We start from the raw sequence: 15,457 nt of genomic DNA, 5'->3' as shown, positions 1-15,457 counted from the left end.
GCATAGGACCTCCTCTTCGGCCTACCCCCGGCGCCCCTCACGGTCATTGCGAGAAGTGCCAGAAAGCCATCAGTGTGAACCGGCCCGCCGGCGCTGGGCAAGCTGGCGCATCAGCTCGCGGGAGCGCAGCGAACGGCTGCCGAGCAGCGGGGCCAGCGCCGCCCGGGTGACCGCCTTGGCGGGACCGGCGAGCCCCGGCTCGGCCCAGTCGCCGCGGGCCAGCAGGCGCAGGGTGCGCCCGTCGATGCCGCCCTCGCCGGCCACGAAGGCCCGCGAGGCCGGATCGAGGACATAGCGACGCTGGGGGTCGAGTTCGCCCCCCTCCGGGTCGGTGAAGCGCGGCCAGGCGTCCAGCGCTTCGAGCGCGGCCACCTCGAGCCGACGCAGCGCACCGGCGCGCCCCTCGGGCCGGGGCAGCACCTCGAGCATGGCGGTGTAGAAGGCAAAGACCTCGGGGACCGGCAGCTCCACCGGCAGTACCCGCGTCAGGAGTTCGTTGGCATAGAGGCCACAGAGAAGCCCCTCGCCGGCGAGCAGGGCCGCACTGCCGCGTCCCTCCATCAACCGCAGTCGCTTGAGCTCGCCCTCGCCGACCCAGGTGACATGCAGCGGGGCGAAAGGCTGCAGCCGGCCTCGCGAACGCGAACCGGGGCGCTGGACGCCCTGGGCCACGGCCCTGACGCGGCCGTGGTGCAGCGTCAGCAGCTCCACCAGGGCGCTGGTCTCGCGGTAGGGCCGCTTGTGCAGCAGGAAGGCGGGGGCAGGCTGCATCTAATCCAGGTCGTAGCCCAGGCTCTTCAGCGCACGCTCGTCGTCGGACCAGCCGCGCTTGACCTTGACCCACAGGTTGAGCATCACCTTGGCCCCCAGGGCACGCTCCATGTCGAGGCGCGCCTCACGACCGATGTTCTTGATGCGCTCGCCGTTCTCGCCGATCAGGATCTTCTTCTGCCCGGCCCGTTCGACGAGGATCAGTGCGCTGATGTGCACCACTCGCCCTTCGTCGCGGAACTCCTCGATCTCCACGGTCATCTGGTAGGGCAACTCGTCGCCCAGCTGGCGCATGACCTTCTCGCGCACCAGTTCGGCGGCCAGGAAGCGCTGGCTCTTGTCGGTGATCTGATCCTCGGGAAAGTAGTGCACGCTCTGCGGCAGGTGCTTGGCCACCTCGCCCTCCAGCTCCGGGACGTTGGTGCCGTGCTTGGCGGAGATCGGCACGATGGCGGCGAAGTCGCGGCGCGCGCCGACCTGCTCCAGCCAGGGCAACAGGCTGGCCTTGTCCTGCAGGCGGTCGACCTTGTTGACGGCCAGGATCACCGGCGCCTCGACGTGTTCGAGGCGCTGCAGCACCACCTGGTCCTCGTCGCTCCAGCGGGTACGGTCGATGATGAAGACCACGCAGTCCACGTCACGCAGGGCCTGGACGGCGGCCTGGTTCATGAAGCGATTGATCGCCTTGTTACGATCCTTGGCCATGATGTGGATGCCGGGGGTGTCGACGTAGATGAACTGGGCCTCCCCCTCGGTCTTGATGCCCATCACCTGATGGCGAGTGGTCTGGGGACGCCGCGAGGTGATCGAGACCTTCTGGCCGAGGATCCGGTTCATGAGCGTCGACTTGCCGACATTGGGACGGCCGACGATGGCCACGAAGCCGCAGGTGGTGGTCATGGACGGTCCCCCGTGCTGTTGGACTTGACCGGTTCGAGGCGAGAGAGCGCCTGGGCGGCGGCCTGCTGCTCGGCATGACGCCGGCTCGATCCGACGCCCAGGGTGTGCTTCTCGAGCATCTCGACGTGGCACTCGACGGTGAAGGTCTGGGCATGGGCCTCGCCCTCCACCGAGGTCACCTCGTAGCGCGGCAGGGGCACCTGGCGTGACTGCAGGAACTCCTGCAGGCGGGTCTTGGGGTCCTTCTGGGTATCATCGAGGCTGATGGCCTCCAGCCGCTCGGCATACCACGAGAGCACCCGCGCCCGGGCGACCTCCATGCCGGCATCCAGGTAGATCGCGCCGAGCACCGCCTCGACGGCATCGGCGAGAATCGATTCACGACGATGGCCACCGCTCTTCATCTCGCCGGACCCCAGCCGCAGGCATTCGCCGAAGGCCATCTCCCGGGCCAGCTCGGCCAGTGTCTGCCCCTTGACCAGGCGCGCACGCAGCCGCGACAGCTGGCCTTCCCTGGCCTGGGGGAAGCGCTGGAAGAGTGCCTCGGCGATGATGAAGTTGACGATGGAATCACCGAGAAACTCGAGGCGTTCGTTGTTCTGGCCGCCGTAGCTGCGATGGGTCATGGCCAGCTCGAGCAGACCGGGGTCGGCGAACGTATGGCCGATGCGGCGGCTGAAGGCGTTGAGGGAGTTGCTCACGGAGCTCCTGACTAATATTCGATGATGGACATGGGGGGTCGTGTCGGTGGACCCGGCGACGCGCGCGAGCCGCCGGGTCCGAGGGGCGGCAGGTGTCGCCCTACTGGATACGGCGCACGCTGGTGAAGCTCGGCAGTCCACCGTCCCAGTGCATCCAGACGGCGAAGGCGCGCCCGACGATGTTCTCCTCCGGCACGAAGCCCCAGTAACGGCTGTCGTTGGAGTGATCACGGTTATCGCCCATGGTGAAGTAGTGCCCCTGCGGCACCTCAAGCTCGCGCACCTGGGGACCCGGGTCCCGAGGATTATTGTAGATACGGTGTTCCAGCTCGCCCAGTTGCTCGGCCAGCAACAGCTCGGTGGGCGCCGCGGCGGGGCCGGCCTCGAGCAGCGCCTTGGGCACCGCCTCGCCATTGACGAAGAGCTGCTTGTCCTCATAACGGATCCGGTCGCCCGGCAGGCCCACCACCCGCTTGATGAAGTTCACGGCGGGCTCGTCGGGAAAGCGAAACACCATGACGTCACCCCGCTCCGGCTCGCCGACCTCCAGGATGCGGGTATTGACCACCGGCAAGCGCAGGCCATAGGCGAACTTGTTGACCAGGATGAAGTCGCCGACCTCCAGCGTCGGTCGCATCGACCCGGACGGGATCTGAAAGGGTTCGACTACGAAGCTGCGCAGTATCAGCACCACCAGCAGCACCGGGAAGAAGGAGCGGGCATAGTCGACCGGCCAGGGCTCCTTGAGCGCCTTCTCGCGGGCCCGCTCATCGAGCCCCTCGGTCGTGCCGGCCTCGGCGGTGGCCAGGCGCTGCCGGCGGGCAGGACGCCACCAGAGCAGATCGAGCAGCCAGATCACTCCGGTGACGGCCACTGCCACCACCAGCATCAGAGAGAAGTCCATGGGGTTATCCGTTCCTAGTCATTGACCCTGAGCACGGCAAGGAAGGCGTCCTGGGGAATCTCCACTCGACCGACCTGCTTCATGCGCTTCTTGCCCGCCTTCTGCTTCTCGAGCAGTTTCTTCTTGCGACTCACGTCGCCGCCGTAGCACTTGGCGGTGACATTCTTGCGCAGCGCCTTGACGGTGGAGCGCGCCACCACCTGGCCGCCGATGGCGGCCTGGATCGCCACATCGAACATCTGCCGCGGGATCAGCTCCTTCATCTTCTCGACCAGCAGGCGACCGCGGCTGTGGGCGTGATCGCGATGGATGATCACCGCCAGGGCATCGACCCGGTCACCGTTGATCAGCACGTCCAGGCGCACCAGCTTGGCCGCCTGGAAACGCTCGAAATTGTACTCGAGCGACGCATAGCCCTTGGAGATGGACTTCAGGCGGTCGAAGAAGTCCATCACCACCTCGCTCATCGGCAGCTCATAGGTGAGCTGGATCTGGCTGCCGAGGAACTGCATGTCGAGCTGGGTGCCGCGGCGCTGCTCGCACTCGGTGATGACATTGCCGACGAAGTCCTGGGGCACCAGGATGCTGGCGCGCACGATGGGCTCGCGCATCTCCTCCACGTCAGCCATGTCGGGCAGCTTGGAGGGGTTGGCGACGTAGATGACCTCGCCATTCTTGAGCAGCAGCTCATAGACCACGGTGGGCGCCGTGGTCAGCAGGTCCAGGTCGTACTCGCGCTCGAGGCGCTCCTGGACGATCTCCATGTGCAGGGTGCCGAGGAAGCCGACGCGGAAGCCGAAGCCCAGGGCGTCGGAGTTCTCCGGCTCGTAGTCCAGCGAGGCATCGTTGAGCGCCAGCTTCTCCAGGGCGTCGCGGAAGTCTTCGTAGTCGTCGGCGCTGACCGGGAACATCCCGGCATAGACCTGCGGCTTGACCTTCTGGAAGCCGGGCAGACGCGCGACGTCAGGGGTCCTGGTATGGGTGATGGTATCCCCCACCGGGGCACCCTGGATCTCCTTGATACCGGCCACGATGAACCCCACCTCGCCGGCGCGCAGGATGCCGGTTTCACGACGCAGCGGGGTGAAGATGCCCACCTCGTTGGCCTGCCAGTCACGCCCGGTGGACTTGATGCGGATCTTCTCGCCCTTCTTCAGGGTGCCGTCGAAGATCCGCACCAGCGAGACCACGCCCAGGTAATTGTCGAACCAGGAGTCGATGATCAGCGCCTGTAGGGGGGCCTTGGGGTCACCCTTGGGCGGCGGGATGTCGCGCACCAGGCGTTCGAGCAGCGCGTCGATCCCCAGCCCGCTCTTGGCCGAGACCTGGCAGGCGTCGGTGGCGTCCAGCCCGATGATCTCCTCGATCTCGTGAGAGACCTTGTCCGGGTCGGCCTGGGGCAGGTCCATCTTGTTGAGCACCGGCAGCACCTCGAGGCCCTGCTCGATGGCGGTATAGCAGTTGGCCACCGACTGGGCCTCGACGCCCTGGCCGGCATCGACCACCAGCAGTGCGCCTTCGCAGGCATACAGCGAACGCGACACCTCGTAGGAGAAGTCCACGTGTCCCGGGGTGTCGATGAAGTTCAGCTGGTAGGTGTTGCCGTCCTGGGCGTGGTAGTCCAGCGTCACCGACTGCGCCTTGATGGTGATGCCACGCTCGCGTTCGAGGTCCATGGAATCGAGCACCTGCTCCTTGAGCTCACGCTCGGTCAGCCCACCGCAGGTCTGGATCAGGCGATCGGCCAGGGTCGACTTGCCGTGGTCGATGTGCGCGATGATCGAGAAGTTGCGGATGTGCTTGAGGGGGTCGGCGGTTGCGTCTTGGGACATCGAGTCGATTCTGCCTTGTGGGTGTCGGGCCACGGCCGACAGGATGGATCGCGTTGCGGTCGGCTGGCGGGCTCTGGTCGGATTGGGCGCCATTGTAGCGGGATGCGCCTGCCAGATACAGCGACCCGATGGCGGGCGCCATCGGGTCGCGTGATTGCTGCCGCTCGCCGAGGCGGCGGGGTCAGCCGCGGGAGAGCCGCAGCGCCACGAACAGCGAACGGCCGTCGCGGTAGAGGCGCACCGGAATCGCGCGATCATCGGGCAGCCCGGTCACCAGTTCGGCAAGCTGGTCGGGGTTCTCCACCGCGCTCTGGTCGATGCTGACCAGGATATCGCCGGCCCGGATGCCCGCCTGAGCGGCCGTGCCGCGCGGGTCCACCTCGCGCACCCGGACACCGCCCTCGATGCCGAGTTCACGACGCTCGGCGTCCTCCAGCGGTGCCACGGCGATGCCCAGCCGCGCCGGCGCCGGTTCCTCGCCCTGGCCAGTTGCCGTGCCGCCCTGGCTGTCGGGCCAGTCGCCCACGGTGACGGTCTCCTCGCGACGCTCGCCGTCGCGCAGCAGCGTCAGTTCCACATCGCTGCCCGGGCTGACCCGTCCGATCAGCCGCGGCAGGGTACTGGAGCTCTCCACCGCCTCACCGTTCACCTCGAGGATGACGTCGCCGGCCTGGAGCCCGCCCTGGGCCGCCGGCCCCTCGGGATCGAGGTCGGCGATCAGCGCCCCCTCGGTGTTGTCCATGCCGAAGGACTCGGCCAGGTCACGGGACACCGGCTGGATCATCACCCCGAGCCAGCCGCGGCTGACGCGACCGTCGTCACGCAGCTGGTCGGCGACATCCAGGGCCACGTTGATGGGGATCGCGAAGGAGAGCCCCATGAAGCCGCCGCTGCGGGTGAAGATCTGCGAGTTGATGCCGACCACCTCGCCGTCCAGGTTGAACAGCGGGCCGCCGGAATTGCCCGGATTGATCGCCACGTCGGTCTGGATGAAGGGGACGTAGGCATCGCGGGGCAGAGTCCGATCGATGGCACTGACGATGCCAGCCGTCACCGAGTGGTCGAAACCGAAGGGCGAGCCGATCGCGGCGACCCACTCCCCGACCCGGAGATCATCGGAGTCCGCCAGGGTAAGGGCCGGCAGTCCGTCGGCGTCGACCTTGAGCAGGGCGACATCCGTCTTGGTATCGGCACCGATCAGCTCGGCCTCGAGTTCGCGCCGGTCGTTGAGTCGCACCAGGATCTCGTCGGCGCCCTCCACCACATGGGCATTGGTCATGATGTAGCCGGCCTCGTCGATGATGAAGCCCGACCCCAGGGACTGGCGCTCCTCGCTGCGCCCCGGCGCCCCTCCGGGCGGCACCGGGAAACGGTCGCCGAAGAAGTGACGAAAGATCTCCGGGATCTCCTGGCCGCCGAACTCGCCGAAGGGAGACGCCTGGCGTTCCACCATCCGCGAGGTGGAGATGTTGACCACGCCGGGCGCGGCCTGGTCGACCAGTTCGGTGAAGTCCGGTAGCTCGCGGGCCATGGCCGTCTGCCACGCCAGCAGGGCCGTGGCGAGCAGCATCCAGAGGGAAAGGTGTCGTGTCATGCGCTTCATGAAAGGCTCCTGCATCGGCAAGAATGGAAGTGTCCTTCATACCGTCTGTGTGTCAAAAGGTTCAGGGCATGTCGCCCTCATCGCCGGCCTGCCACTCCACCGAATCGGCCACGCGCAGCAGGACACCGGGGGGGAGCTCACCCATCACCACCACCTGGCGGGTCTGACCGCCGAGTTCGCGATGGCGCACGGCCGCATGGGAGACGCCGAGGCGATGCATGCCCGGGATCAGCTGGTCCGGTCCCTCCACGGGTTCCACGAACAGGCTGAGGGTGGCGAGCCCGTCACTGTAGACCCGGTGGCCGACATCATCGTCGTGGCGAGAACTGCGGGTCTCCACGGGCTGGGGGATAAAGCCCGTGGGTAGCCAGGCGGGGTGCCAGGGGTCCTCCGGGCGGGCACGGCGTCGGTCGAGGCCGATCTCTCCCTGGTACAGCTGTGGCTGACGCAGCTCGGTGATCTGGAAGGTCTCCACCACGCGCCCCTCCTCGTCCAGCAGGATCTGCTTGAGCGGCAGCCCCGTGGCAGTGTCGAGCCAGAAGCGATGGCCATACCGCATGACATCCAGGGGTTCGATGTCGAGGCGGATGGTGGTGCGATTGGCAAGGCGCTCCTCACCGCTCAGCTGGAGACGGTAGAGGCCATCTAGGTGTTGGGCGATCCCCGCCGGCGAGGCCGGCACCGGGGCATCACCCTCGGCCCAGCTCAGGCGCCCGATACGCCCGCGTCGCTCGAAGACCACCGCGGGACCGTCCAGAAACCGGGCCACCTCGCGCTCGACGCCCTCCACGACATCATGGGAAAGCGCCAGGGAACGGACCCCGTCGCCGCCGATACGTACCGCCCGCGCCTGGAACTCGTAACAGTGGTTGGCCCAGAGGCTGCGCTCCAACCAGCCCAGGGCCGTCTCGGGGGGCTCGCGCTCCGCCAGGGAGCGGCAGTCGAATCGCTCGGCCTGGGTCGAGTCGTCGTCGGGCTGTGCCACCGCGCCTGACGAGTGGATCAGCAGGGCCGCGACCAGCATCCCACCGAGCAGGCGGGTCGGACGACCCTGACGCATCAGTGCTGCCCCAGGGACTCGCTACCGGACGCACGCAGCAGCGGCATCCAGGTGTCACCGCTGCGATAGGCCGCGCCCTCGGCATGGCGGTCCAGGTAGGACTGCAACAGCTGAGCCTGTTGCTGGTCATCCCGGGCGGACTGCCGCGGGGAGAGGAACAGCGGCGAATCGAAGCCCGCCCCCACCGTCATCGCGCCCCGGGAATCACCGGAGGGCGTCTGGAAGAGCGGCAGGCCCGGCAGCGAGGGACGGCTGTCGGCGCCGGAGGACGCCAGCTCCGACCCGCCGAGAGCGGCAGGGCTAGCCTGCATCTCCCCCCCCGGCTGGCCCTGGGTGGCCACCTCGGCGGGGGCCTGCCCCGAGTCGAGGCTACCGTTGTAGAACTGCACGCCGGTGATGACCATCAGGGACACGGCGGCAGCGATGCCGGCACCGCGCGCCAGCGACACGGGACGACCGGATGGCTCGCCGGCGTCGACCCGGGGCAGCGGCTCGTCCTGCAGGCGCGCCATGATGCCCGCCGAGAGGTCGGTGGCGACATCGACCTCCGGTTCCCGTCGCATCAGGCTGCGCATCAGATGGTAGCGGCGCCAGGTCTCGGCGGCATCCGGGGAGTCGTCCAGTGACTTCAGGACTCGACGCAGCTCCAGCTCATCCCCTTCGTTGTCCATCAGGGCAGAAAGCGATTCCCGTGCGTTCTGACTCATTCTTCACACCCTCACACTCGACAAGGCGACCCGGTCCGGGTCCTTTGACAGCCTGTTGATCCCGACATCGGCGCGTGTCGCCCTGGCCATGTCGGCATGTTGTTGCCCGCTGGTGGCGGGCCGGTCACCGCATATGACGTCGCAGATGCCGGACAGTTCAGCAAATCGTCAAAAAGCTTGCAGTTTCTCGCCTCCAACGCCTCATTCGACCACCGACTCCTGGTTGCGGGAAGTGGTGACGAGCGGGCGGATGTGCTGGTCCACCGCCTCCCGGGCCCGGAAGATCCGCGAGCGGACGGTACCCACGGGACACTGCATGATGGCGGCGATATCCTCGTAGGAGAGGCCATCGAGCTCACGCAGGGTGATCGCGGTCCGCAAGTCGTCAGGCAGGCCCTCGATCGCCTCGAAGATGGCCGCCTCGAGCTGGTCGCGGGCCATGGCGGCCTCGGGGGTCTCGGTATCGGCCAGCCGTCCGCTGTGGTCGACGATCTCGGCATCGGCGATGTCCAGATCGCTGCCCGGGGGACGACGCCCCTTCGAGACCAGGTAGTTCTTCGCGGTATTGATGGCGATGCGGTACATCCAGGTGTAGAACGCGCTCTCGGCGCGGAACTTGCCCAGTGCCCGGTAGGCCTTGATGAAGGCCTCCTGCGCCACGTCCTGCACCTCGGCGTGGTCGTGCACATAGCGGCCGATCAGGCCGATGATCTTGTGCTGGTACTTCTTCACCAGCAGATCGAAGGCGCGGGTGTCCCCCTTCTGGGCGCGCTCGACGAGCTGCTGGTCGGTTTCCCGGGTGCCCATTCAGGCCCTCCCCGAACAGAGAGGCACGGACGGCGACCCGACGGCGGGTCGCGAACGGTCTGGCGTTGCTAGCATAGTGTCAACCTGGGGCCTTGCAGCCACTGAATGGTCAGGGTCATGAATCACGAGAGGTACAAGTGTTCCTGTTTCTTGAACGTCCATCAAGCCGATTGCCTTGCCCCGTTGCCGGCGATGGGACCTGCAGCGGCCCGCCGGGTTCCCGCGGCGATTGAATTTGCCGGCCCCGCGCGCGATAGTAGATGCCACTGGACATCGCCATCAGCGCAGACACGATACAGGAAGCACAATGTCAGAGCAGCAGGTCAATAACCTCAACGTTCTCGCCCAGGACGTCCTGATCACACCCGAGGCCCTCAAGCGGGAGATCCCCCTCACCGAGGCCGCCGAGCGCACGGTGATCGAGGGCCGCGAGACGATCCAGGCCATCCTCGACGGCCGTGATCCTCGCCTGCTGATGGTGGTGGGCCCCTGTTCCATCCATGACGTGGATGCCGCCCTGGACTATGCGCGCCGCCTGCGCCGGCTGGCCGATGAGGTCAAGGACAGCCTCTACATCGTGATGCGCGTCTACTTCGAGAAGCCCCGCACCACGGTGGGCTGGAAGGGCCTGATCAACGACCCTCACCTCAACGGCTCCTTCGAGATCGAGGAGGGCCTGCATATCGCCCGCAAGCTGCTGGTCCAGCTCGCCGAGATGGGCCTGCCCCTGGCCACCGAGGCGCTGGACCCGATCTCGCCGCAGTACCTGCAGGACTGCATCAGCTGGTCGGCGATCGGCGCCCGCACCACCGAGTCCCAGACACACCGCGAGATGTCCTCGGGACTCTCCTGCCCGGTGGGCTTCAAGAACGGCACCGACGGTAGCCTGGACGTCGCGGTCAATGCCCTGCAGTCGGTCTCTCACCCCCACAACTTCCTGGGCATCGACCAGGCCGGCCAGGTGGCGATCATCCGCACCCGCGGCAACGCCTATGGCCATGTGGTGCTGCGCGGCGGCAACGGCAAGCCCAACTACGACAGCGTCAGCGTGGCGCTGGCCGAGCAGGAGCTGAAGAAGGCCGGGATCAAGCCCAACATCATGATCGACTGCTCCCACGCCAACTCCAACAAGGATGCGGCCCTGCAGCCGCTGGTGCTGGAGAACGTCACCAACCAGATCCTCGAGGGCAACCGCTCGATCATCGGCCTGATGGTCGAGTCCAATATCGGCTGGGGCAACCAGAAACTGACCGAGGATCTCAGCCAGCTCAAGTACGGCGTCTCCATCACGGACGCCTGCATCGACTGGGACACCACCGTCGACGCCTTCAAGCGCATGAACGAGAAACTCGCGCCGGTGCTGGCCGAGCGACGCCAGGCCGCCTGAGCCCTGTCGCCGCCCCCACACTCCCGGGCCTGCCTGACGGCGGGCCCGTTCGTTGCGGGTGACGCCTACGCTGACCGGGGATCTCTCCCCCTTCCCCCTTCCCTCTGCCGCTCAGACTTCGCGTACGCCGTCGATCTCGCGCACGAAAGGAGGCAGGGCGTCGAGCAGCGCCCGGCCGTAGCGGCGGGTCAACACCCGGCGATCTAGCAGGGTGATGCGCCCATGGTCGGCCTCCTTGCGGATCAGTCGGCCACAGGCCTGCACCAGCTTGATCGAAGCGTCCGGCACACTGATGCGCATGAAGGCATTGCCGCCGCGGCTCTCGATCCATTCGGCCAGCGTCGCCCCCACCGGGTCGTCGGGTACCGAGAAGGGCAGCCGGGTGATCACCACATGGGTGAGGTAGTCACCGGGCAGGTCGATCCCCTCGGCAAAGCTCGCCAGGCCGAAGATGATGCTGCCCTCCCCCGCGTCCACCCGCGCCCGGTGGCGGGTGATCAGCTCGCGCTTGGGCAGGCGATCCTGGGCCAGCACCCGCTCGCGCCGGGCCCCGGAGAGCGCCTTCTCAACACCACGTAGCTGCGCCCGTGACGAGAAGAGCATCAGCACCGCCTCCCGGTCACCGAGTGCTTCCACGAAGTCGACGATGGCCCGCTCGTGCCCCTCGCGGTCGGCGGGATCGACCGCCTCCCGGGGCACGCTGAGCACCGCCCGGGAGTAGTCGAAGGGACTGGGCAGGCGCTGATAGCGATAGCGGTTAGCCAGCCCGGCACGCTCCTGCAGCCGCTCGAAGCGCCCCAGGGCGGTGAGCGTTGCCGAGGTCACCACGGCCCCGAAGGTGGCGCCCCACAGGCTCTTCGCCAGGGTATGGGCTGCCGAGACGGGACTGGCCGAGAAGGTCAGCTCGGGCTCGCCATTGAAGCGCTCCAGGGTCAGCCAGCGGGCGCGCGGCGGCTCGCCCTCGGGATCCGTCTCGGCGAAGGCCAGCCACAGGGCATGGGCCTCCAGGGCACGCCCGTGGAGCAGCGCCACCAGCGGTAGCCAGGCCTCGGCCTGTTCCCGCGGCAGGCCGGTGTGCTTGTCCGGGTCGAGGCTCTCGCGCAGGATGTCGGCCATGCCCTCCAGCGTTCGGGAGAGTTCGGCGAAGATCACCACCAGACCACCCGCCTGCTCGCGCAGTGCCTCGGGGGCGCGCCCCATCTCCAGACGGTGGTGCCGGCTCTCTTCGCCGTCGGCCAGCCCCTGGGGGCGGCCCGCCAGCTGGTGGCCGAGGGCGAAGGCCTCGCCAAGCCGGGGCTCCAGGGCATTGATCGCCTCCGGAAGCCCCGCCAGCAGCCGCGCCAGGGTCGGCTGGCGGGCCAGCGCCTGGTTGAGCTCGGTGAGCGAGCTCTTCAGGGTCTTGAGCCAGCGCAGCGCACCGCCCACGGCGAAGCGGTAGGTGAAGTGCTGGAGGGCCTTGTCGGGCAGGTGATGCCCCTCGTCGAAGACGTGGATGCAATCACCCGGAGCCGGCAGCACCACCCCGCCCCCCAGTGCCAGGTCGGCCAGCACCAGGTCGTGGTTGGCGACGATCACGTCGGCGCTCTCGAGATGGCGGCGGGCACGGAAGAAGGCACAGGCCCCGAAGTGGCCGCAGCGGCGGTTGGTGCACTGGCGGTGGTCCACGGTGAGACGGCGCCAGTGGCTGTCCTCGATGGCCTCGGGCCAGCTGTCGCGGTCGCCCTCCCAGCGGCCGTTGCCGTAGGCCTCGCCCAGGTCCTTGACCAGCGCCTGGAAGGCGTCGCCGCCGCTGGCCAGGGACTGCTCGAAGAGCGACAGGGTGGCGTTCTCCTCCCCGCCGTCCAGCGCCTGGTCGAGGCGCGCCACGCAGACATAGCGCCCTCGCCCCTTGGCCAGGGCATAGTCGAAGTCGAGCCCGCTGTGGGCCTTGAGCGCCGGCAGGTCCTGATGGAGCACCTGCTCCTGCAGGGCCACGGTGGCGGTGGCGATGACCAGCCGCTTGCCACGGGCCTTCGCCACCGGCAGCGCGGCCAGCAGGTAGGCCAGGGTCTTGCCGGTCCCGGTGCCGGCCTCGAGCACGCAGACATGCTCGTCACTGGTGCGCCGGCCGGCCTCGTCGGCCTCGATGCCCGCCAGGGTGCGGGCGATCTCGGCGATCATCAGCCGCTGGCCATAGCGCGGCGTGAGCTCGAGGCCCTCCAGAACCCGACGATAGGCGTCCTGGATCTCGGCCTTCAGCGCCTCCTCAAGCATGGGCCGTCAGAGCAGGCCTTCCGGCGGGTGCTCGCAGGGCAGCTTGTCGTTGATGTAGCGTTCGATCTCGGGCAGGGAGAAGGCGTCCTCCTCGCCCACGAAGCTTATCGAGACGCCCTTGGCCCCGGCGCGGCCGGTGCGCCCGATGCGGTGCACATAGTCCTCGGGGTCTTCCGGCAGGGTGTAGTTGATCACGTGGCTGACATCCTCGATGTGGATGCCGCGCCCCGCCACGTCGGTGGCGACCAGTACCTGGATCTGGCCCTCGCGGAACTTCTCGAGGGTCTCGATGCGCTGGTTCTGGGGCACGTCGCCGGAGAGCATGGCGGCATTGATGCCGGCCTTCTCGAGCAGGTCGTCGAGCTTGCGCACCAGGTCACGACGGTTGCCGAACACCATGACGCGGTCGAAGCTCTCCTGCTTGAGCAGGTTGACCAGCAGGCGCTGCTTGTCCTCGTCGCCGACCAGATAGACGCGCTGGTCGATGTCGGCGGCATTGTCGACGGTGACCTCGATCTCCACATGGGCCGGCTCATGGGTCCACTGGCTGGCCAGGTTGAGGATGTCCTGGCTGAAGGTGGCGGAGAACAGGAAGGTCTGGCGCTGCTCCTTGTTCGGCGTATGGCGGATGATGCGCTTGACATCGGGAATGAAGCCCATGGAGAGCATGCGGTCCGCCTCGTCCAGCACCAGCACTTCCACCTGGGTGAGGTCGACGTCGCGCTTCTCGTGGAAGTCCAGCAGCCGACCCGGGGTGGCGACCAGGATGTCGAGCCTGTCCCCCAGAGCGTCACGCTGCTTCTGGTAGTCCATGCCGCCCACGACGCTGGCCACCTTGAGGTCCGTGAAGCGGGCCAGGGCCTTGGCGTCCTTCTCGATCTGCAGCGCCAGCTCGCGGGTCGGGGCCACGATCAGCGCCCGCGGTGCCCCCGGCTTCTGGCCGTTGGGCGCCTCCTCCTCGAGGAAGTAGGCCAGGATCGAGATCAGGAAGGCGGCGGTCTTGCCGGTGCCGGTCTGGGCCTTGCCCACCACGTCACCGCCCAGCAGGGTCTGGGCCAGGGCCTCGGCCTGGATGGGCGTGCAGTACTCGAAGCCCAGGGCATGGATGGCCCGCATCAACGGCAGCGGCAAGTCGAAGTCATGGAAGCGCCACTTGCCCGCCACGACGGGGACCTGGAACTGGCGCAGATCCCAGTTCGACTGGCGACGGCGCGGCTTGCGCCGGCGACGCTTGGGCTTGCGGTTCTGGGCCGGTGCTGTGGTCTGTTCCGACTCGCTCATAGGCTGTGCTGTCTTGTCCGTATCGGTGGATGGGGTGCATGACGCAAACCGGCATTGTACCAGTCTCCGGCGACGAGGGCGCGCCCCGGACAGCTGCCGCCGGTTCGGCGCTGTCGGCCTGGCCGCCGCGACTGGTAGAATGGCGCCCATTCATGCAAGGAGTTGCATCATGACACGCCGAAAGAAGACCCGTTCGCTCGCCGACAAGGTGCAGATCCGCACCGGCAAGCGCAAGGATTTCAAGAAGTGGCGCCACGAGAATCCCGACCAGGTCACCTCGACGACCCGCTTCACTCAGAAGAAGCGCCAGCAGCGCAAGTTGCAGGCGGCCCGCAAGATGGCCCGCCAGGAGTCGGGGCAGCAGATCGCCATCCACCCCGGGACATCGGGCAGCGACACTCCCGAGCGCAAGGACGACTGACGATGCGCCTGGTCTCCTTCAACATCAACGGCATCCGCGCCCGCCTGCACCAGCTCGCCGCCCTGGTCGAGACGCATCGCCCGGCGGTGATCGGCCTGCAGGAAACCAAGGTCCAGGACAGCGAGTTCCCCGTGGCGGCGGTGGAGACGCTGGGCTATCGCGTCTTCTACCACGGCCAGAAGGGCCACTACGGCGTGGCGCTGCTGGTCGACACGGCCCAGTGCGGGGAACCGGAGGCGATCTTCCATGGCTTTCCCGATGACGGCGAACAGGCCCAGCGGCGCATGATCGGGGGGCGCGTGCGCCTGGGCGGCGGCGACCCCGTCACGGTGTGGAACGGCTACTTCCCCCAGGGCGAGAACGTCGAGCATCCGGTCAAGTTTCCCCACAAGCGCGCCTTCTACGCCCAGCTCCAGCGGCTGCTGGAGACGCAGCACCGCCCCGACGAGCGCCTGGCGGTGATGGGCGACTTCAACATCTCCCCCGAGGAGAGCGACATCGGTATCGGCGAGGCCAACCGCAGACGCTGGCTGCGCGAGGGCAAGACCAGCTTCCAGCCGGTGGAGCGCGAATGGCTCGCCGGCATCAAGGCCTGGGGTCTCACCGACAGCTACCGGCTTTGCTACCCGACGGCAGACGACCGCTTCAGCTGGTTCGACTATCGCTCCCGCGGCTTCGAGCGCGACCCTCGGCGCGGCCTGCGCATCGACCATATCCTGGTGAGCGCGCCGCTCGCCGAGAAGGTGACGGACGCCGGCATCGACTACGACCTGCGCGGCATGCAGAAGCCCTCCGACCATGCCCCGGTGTGGACGGAGCTGGCGCTGTAG

General features: G+C 67.7%; 14 protein-coding genes. 3 read left to right on the top strand and 11 right to left on the bottom strand.

The annotated features are described in order from the left end of the window. Nucleotides 1-69: 69 nt before the first annotated feature. From recO to rpoE, 9 genes are all read right to left on the bottom strand, one after another. Nucleotides 70-771: a DNA repair protein RecO gene (recO, locus tag QLQ83_RS14395; RefSeq protein ID WP_282736208.1), complete on the bottom strand. Its 702-nt coding sequence runs from the start codon at nt 769-771 to the stop codon at nt 70-72. Continuing rightward, a complete protein-coding gene (gene era, locus QLQ83_RS14390; RefSeq protein ID WP_282736207.1) occupies nt 772-1,671 on the bottom strand; it encodes a GTPase Era in 900 nt (299 codons plus the stop codon). Further along, nucleotides 1,668-2,372 carry a ribonuclease III gene (rnc, locus tag QLQ83_RS14385; protein ID WP_282736206.1) on the bottom strand — a complete coding sequence of 235 codons (705 nt, stop codon included), beginning with the start codon at nt 2,370-2,372 and terminating at the stop codon, nt 1,668-1,670. Before rnc ends, era begins: the two co-directional genes overlap by 4 nt. A gap of 100 nt (nt 2,373-2,472) precedes the next feature. Continuing rightward, nucleotides 2,473-3,276, bottom strand: coding sequence for a signal peptidase I (gene lepB / locus QLQ83_RS14380; RefSeq protein WP_282736205.1), 804 nt, complete (start codon nt 3,274-3,276; stop codon nt 2,473-2,475). 14 nt (nt 3,277-3,290) lie between these two features. Then, complete coding sequence (gene lepA, locus QLQ83_RS14375) at nt 3,291-5,108, bottom strand: translation elongation factor 4 (RefSeq protein WP_282736204.1); 1,818 nt, start codon at nt 5,106-5,108, stop codon at nt 3,291-3,293. A gap of 181 nt (nt 5,109-5,289) precedes the next feature. Further along, nucleotides 5,290-6,711, bottom strand: coding sequence for a DegQ family serine endoprotease (locus QLQ83_RS14370; RefSeq protein WP_282736203.1), 1,422 nt, complete (start codon nt 6,709-6,711; stop codon nt 5,290-5,292). Nucleotides 6,712-6,772: 61 nt separating this feature from the next. Beyond that, entirely contained in the window at nt 6,773-7,771 is a 999-nt protein-coding gene (locus QLQ83_RS14365; protein WP_282736202.1) for a MucB/RseB C-terminal domain-containing protein, read from the bottom strand. Continuing rightward, nucleotides 7,771-8,478: a sigma-E factor negative regulatory protein gene (locus QLQ83_RS14360; RefSeq protein ID WP_282736201.1), complete on the bottom strand. Its 708-nt coding sequence runs from the start codon at nt 8,476-8,478 to the stop codon at nt 7,771-7,773. Before QLQ83_RS14360 ends, QLQ83_RS14365 begins: the two co-directional genes overlap by 1 nt. A 201-nt stretch (nt 8,479-8,679) precedes the next feature. Beyond that, the gene (gene rpoE / locus QLQ83_RS14355; RefSeq protein WP_282736200.1) at nt 8,680-9,285 is read right to left on the bottom strand and encodes an RNA polymerase sigma factor RpoE; all 606 of its coding nucleotides are present in this window, start codon (nt 9,283-9,285) and stop codon (nt 8,680-8,682) included. A 307-nt stretch (nt 9,286-9,592) separates the two neighbouring features. On the opposite strand from rpoE, the gene QLQ83_RS14350 reads away from it, so the two are divergent. Continuing rightward, a complete protein-coding gene (locus tag QLQ83_RS14350) occupies nt 9,593-10,672 on the top strand; it encodes a 3-deoxy-7-phosphoheptulonate synthase (protein WP_282736199.1) in 1,080 nt (359 codons plus the stop codon). A 111-nt stretch (nt 10,673-10,783) separates the two neighbouring features. Here QLQ83_RS14350 and dinG read toward each other — a convergent pair whose 3' ends face one another. Next, complete coding sequence (gene dinG / locus QLQ83_RS14345) at nt 10,784-12,925, bottom strand: ATP-dependent DNA helicase DinG (protein WP_282736198.1); 2,142 nt, start codon at nt 12,923-12,925, stop codon at nt 10,784-10,786. 6 nt (nt 12,926-12,931) lie between these two features. Beyond that, entirely contained in the window at nt 12,932-14,206 is a 1,275-nt protein-coding gene (rhlB, locus tag QLQ83_RS14340) for an ATP-dependent RNA helicase RhlB (RefSeq protein WP_282736197.1), read from the bottom strand. A gap of 169 nt (nt 14,207-14,375) precedes the next feature. Here rhlB and QLQ83_RS14335 point away from each other — a divergent pair, with 169 nt between their 5' ends. Further along, nucleotides 14,376-14,627, top strand: coding sequence for a hypothetical protein (locus tag QLQ83_RS14335; protein ID WP_282736196.1), 252 nt, complete (start codon nt 14,376-14,378; stop codon nt 14,625-14,627). A gap of 2 nt (nt 14,628-14,629) precedes the next feature. Beyond that, the gene (gene xthA / locus QLQ83_RS14330; protein ID WP_282736195.1) at nt 14,630-15,457 is read left to right on the top strand and encodes an exodeoxyribonuclease III; all 828 of its coding nucleotides are present in this window, start codon (nt 14,630-14,632) and stop codon (nt 15,455-15,457) included.

Origin of the sequence: Halomonas rhizosphaerae (assembly GCF_030010555.1) — a bacterium.
GTDB lineage: Bacteria > Pseudomonadota > Gammaproteobacteria > Pseudomonadales > Halomonadaceae > Halomonas > Halomonas rhizosphaerae.
The sequence above is the reverse complement of the archived record's forward strand: the minus strand, read 5'-3'. Positions and strand labels throughout refer to the sequence as shown.

What these genes read in the sequence shown, in the direction of transcription:
- QLQ83_RS14360 (WP_282736201.1), bottom strand. Translation starts at nt 8,478, where the DNA reads ATGAGTCAGAACGCACGGGAATCGCTTTCTGCCCTGATGGACAACGAA.
- dinG (WP_282736198.1), bottom strand. Translation starts at nt 12,925, where the DNA reads ATGCTTGAGGAGGCGCTGAAGGCCGAGATCCAGGACGCCTATCGTCGG.
- QLQ83_RS14335 (WP_282736196.1), top strand. Translation starts at nt 14,376, where the DNA reads ATGACACGCCGAAAGAAGACCCGTTCGCTCGCCGACAAGGTGCAGATC.
- QLQ83_RS14370 (WP_282736203.1), bottom strand. Translation starts at nt 6,711, where the DNA reads ATGAAGCGCATGACACGACACCTTTCCCTCTGGATGCTGCTCGCCACG.
- rhlB (WP_282736197.1), bottom strand. Translation starts at nt 14,206, where the DNA reads ATGAGCGAGTCGGAACAGACCACAGCACCGGCCCAGAACCGCAAGCCC.
- QLQ83_RS14350 (WP_282736199.1), top strand. Translation starts at nt 9,593, where the DNA reads ATGTCAGAGCAGCAGGTCAATAACCTCAACGTTCTCGCCCAGGACGTC.
- lepB (WP_282736205.1), bottom strand. Translation starts at nt 3,276, where the DNA reads ATGGACTTCTCTCTGATGCTGGTGGTGGCAGTGGCCGTCACCGGAGTG.
- QLQ83_RS14365 (WP_282736202.1), bottom strand. Translation starts at nt 7,771, where the DNA reads ATGCGTCAGGGTCGTCCGACCCGCCTGCTCGGTGGGATGCTGGTCGCG.
- lepA (WP_282736204.1), bottom strand. Translation starts at nt 5,108, where the DNA reads ATGTCCCAAGACGCAACCGCCGACCCCCTCAAGCACATCCGCAACTTC.
- era (WP_282736207.1), bottom strand. Translation starts at nt 1,671, where the DNA reads ATGACCACCACCTGCGGCTTCGTGGCCATCGTCGGCCGTCCCAATGTC.
- xthA (WP_282736195.1), top strand. Translation starts at nt 14,630, where the DNA reads ATGCGCCTGGTCTCCTTCAACATCAACGGCATCCGCGCCCGCCTGCAC.
- rpoE (WP_282736200.1), bottom strand. Translation starts at nt 9,285, where the DNA reads ATGGGCACCCGGGAAACCGACCAGCAGCTCGTCGAGCGCGCCCAGAAG.
- recO (WP_282736208.1), bottom strand. Translation starts at nt 771, where the DNA reads ATGCAGCCTGCCCCCGCCTTCCTGCTGCACAAGCGGCCCTACCGCGAG.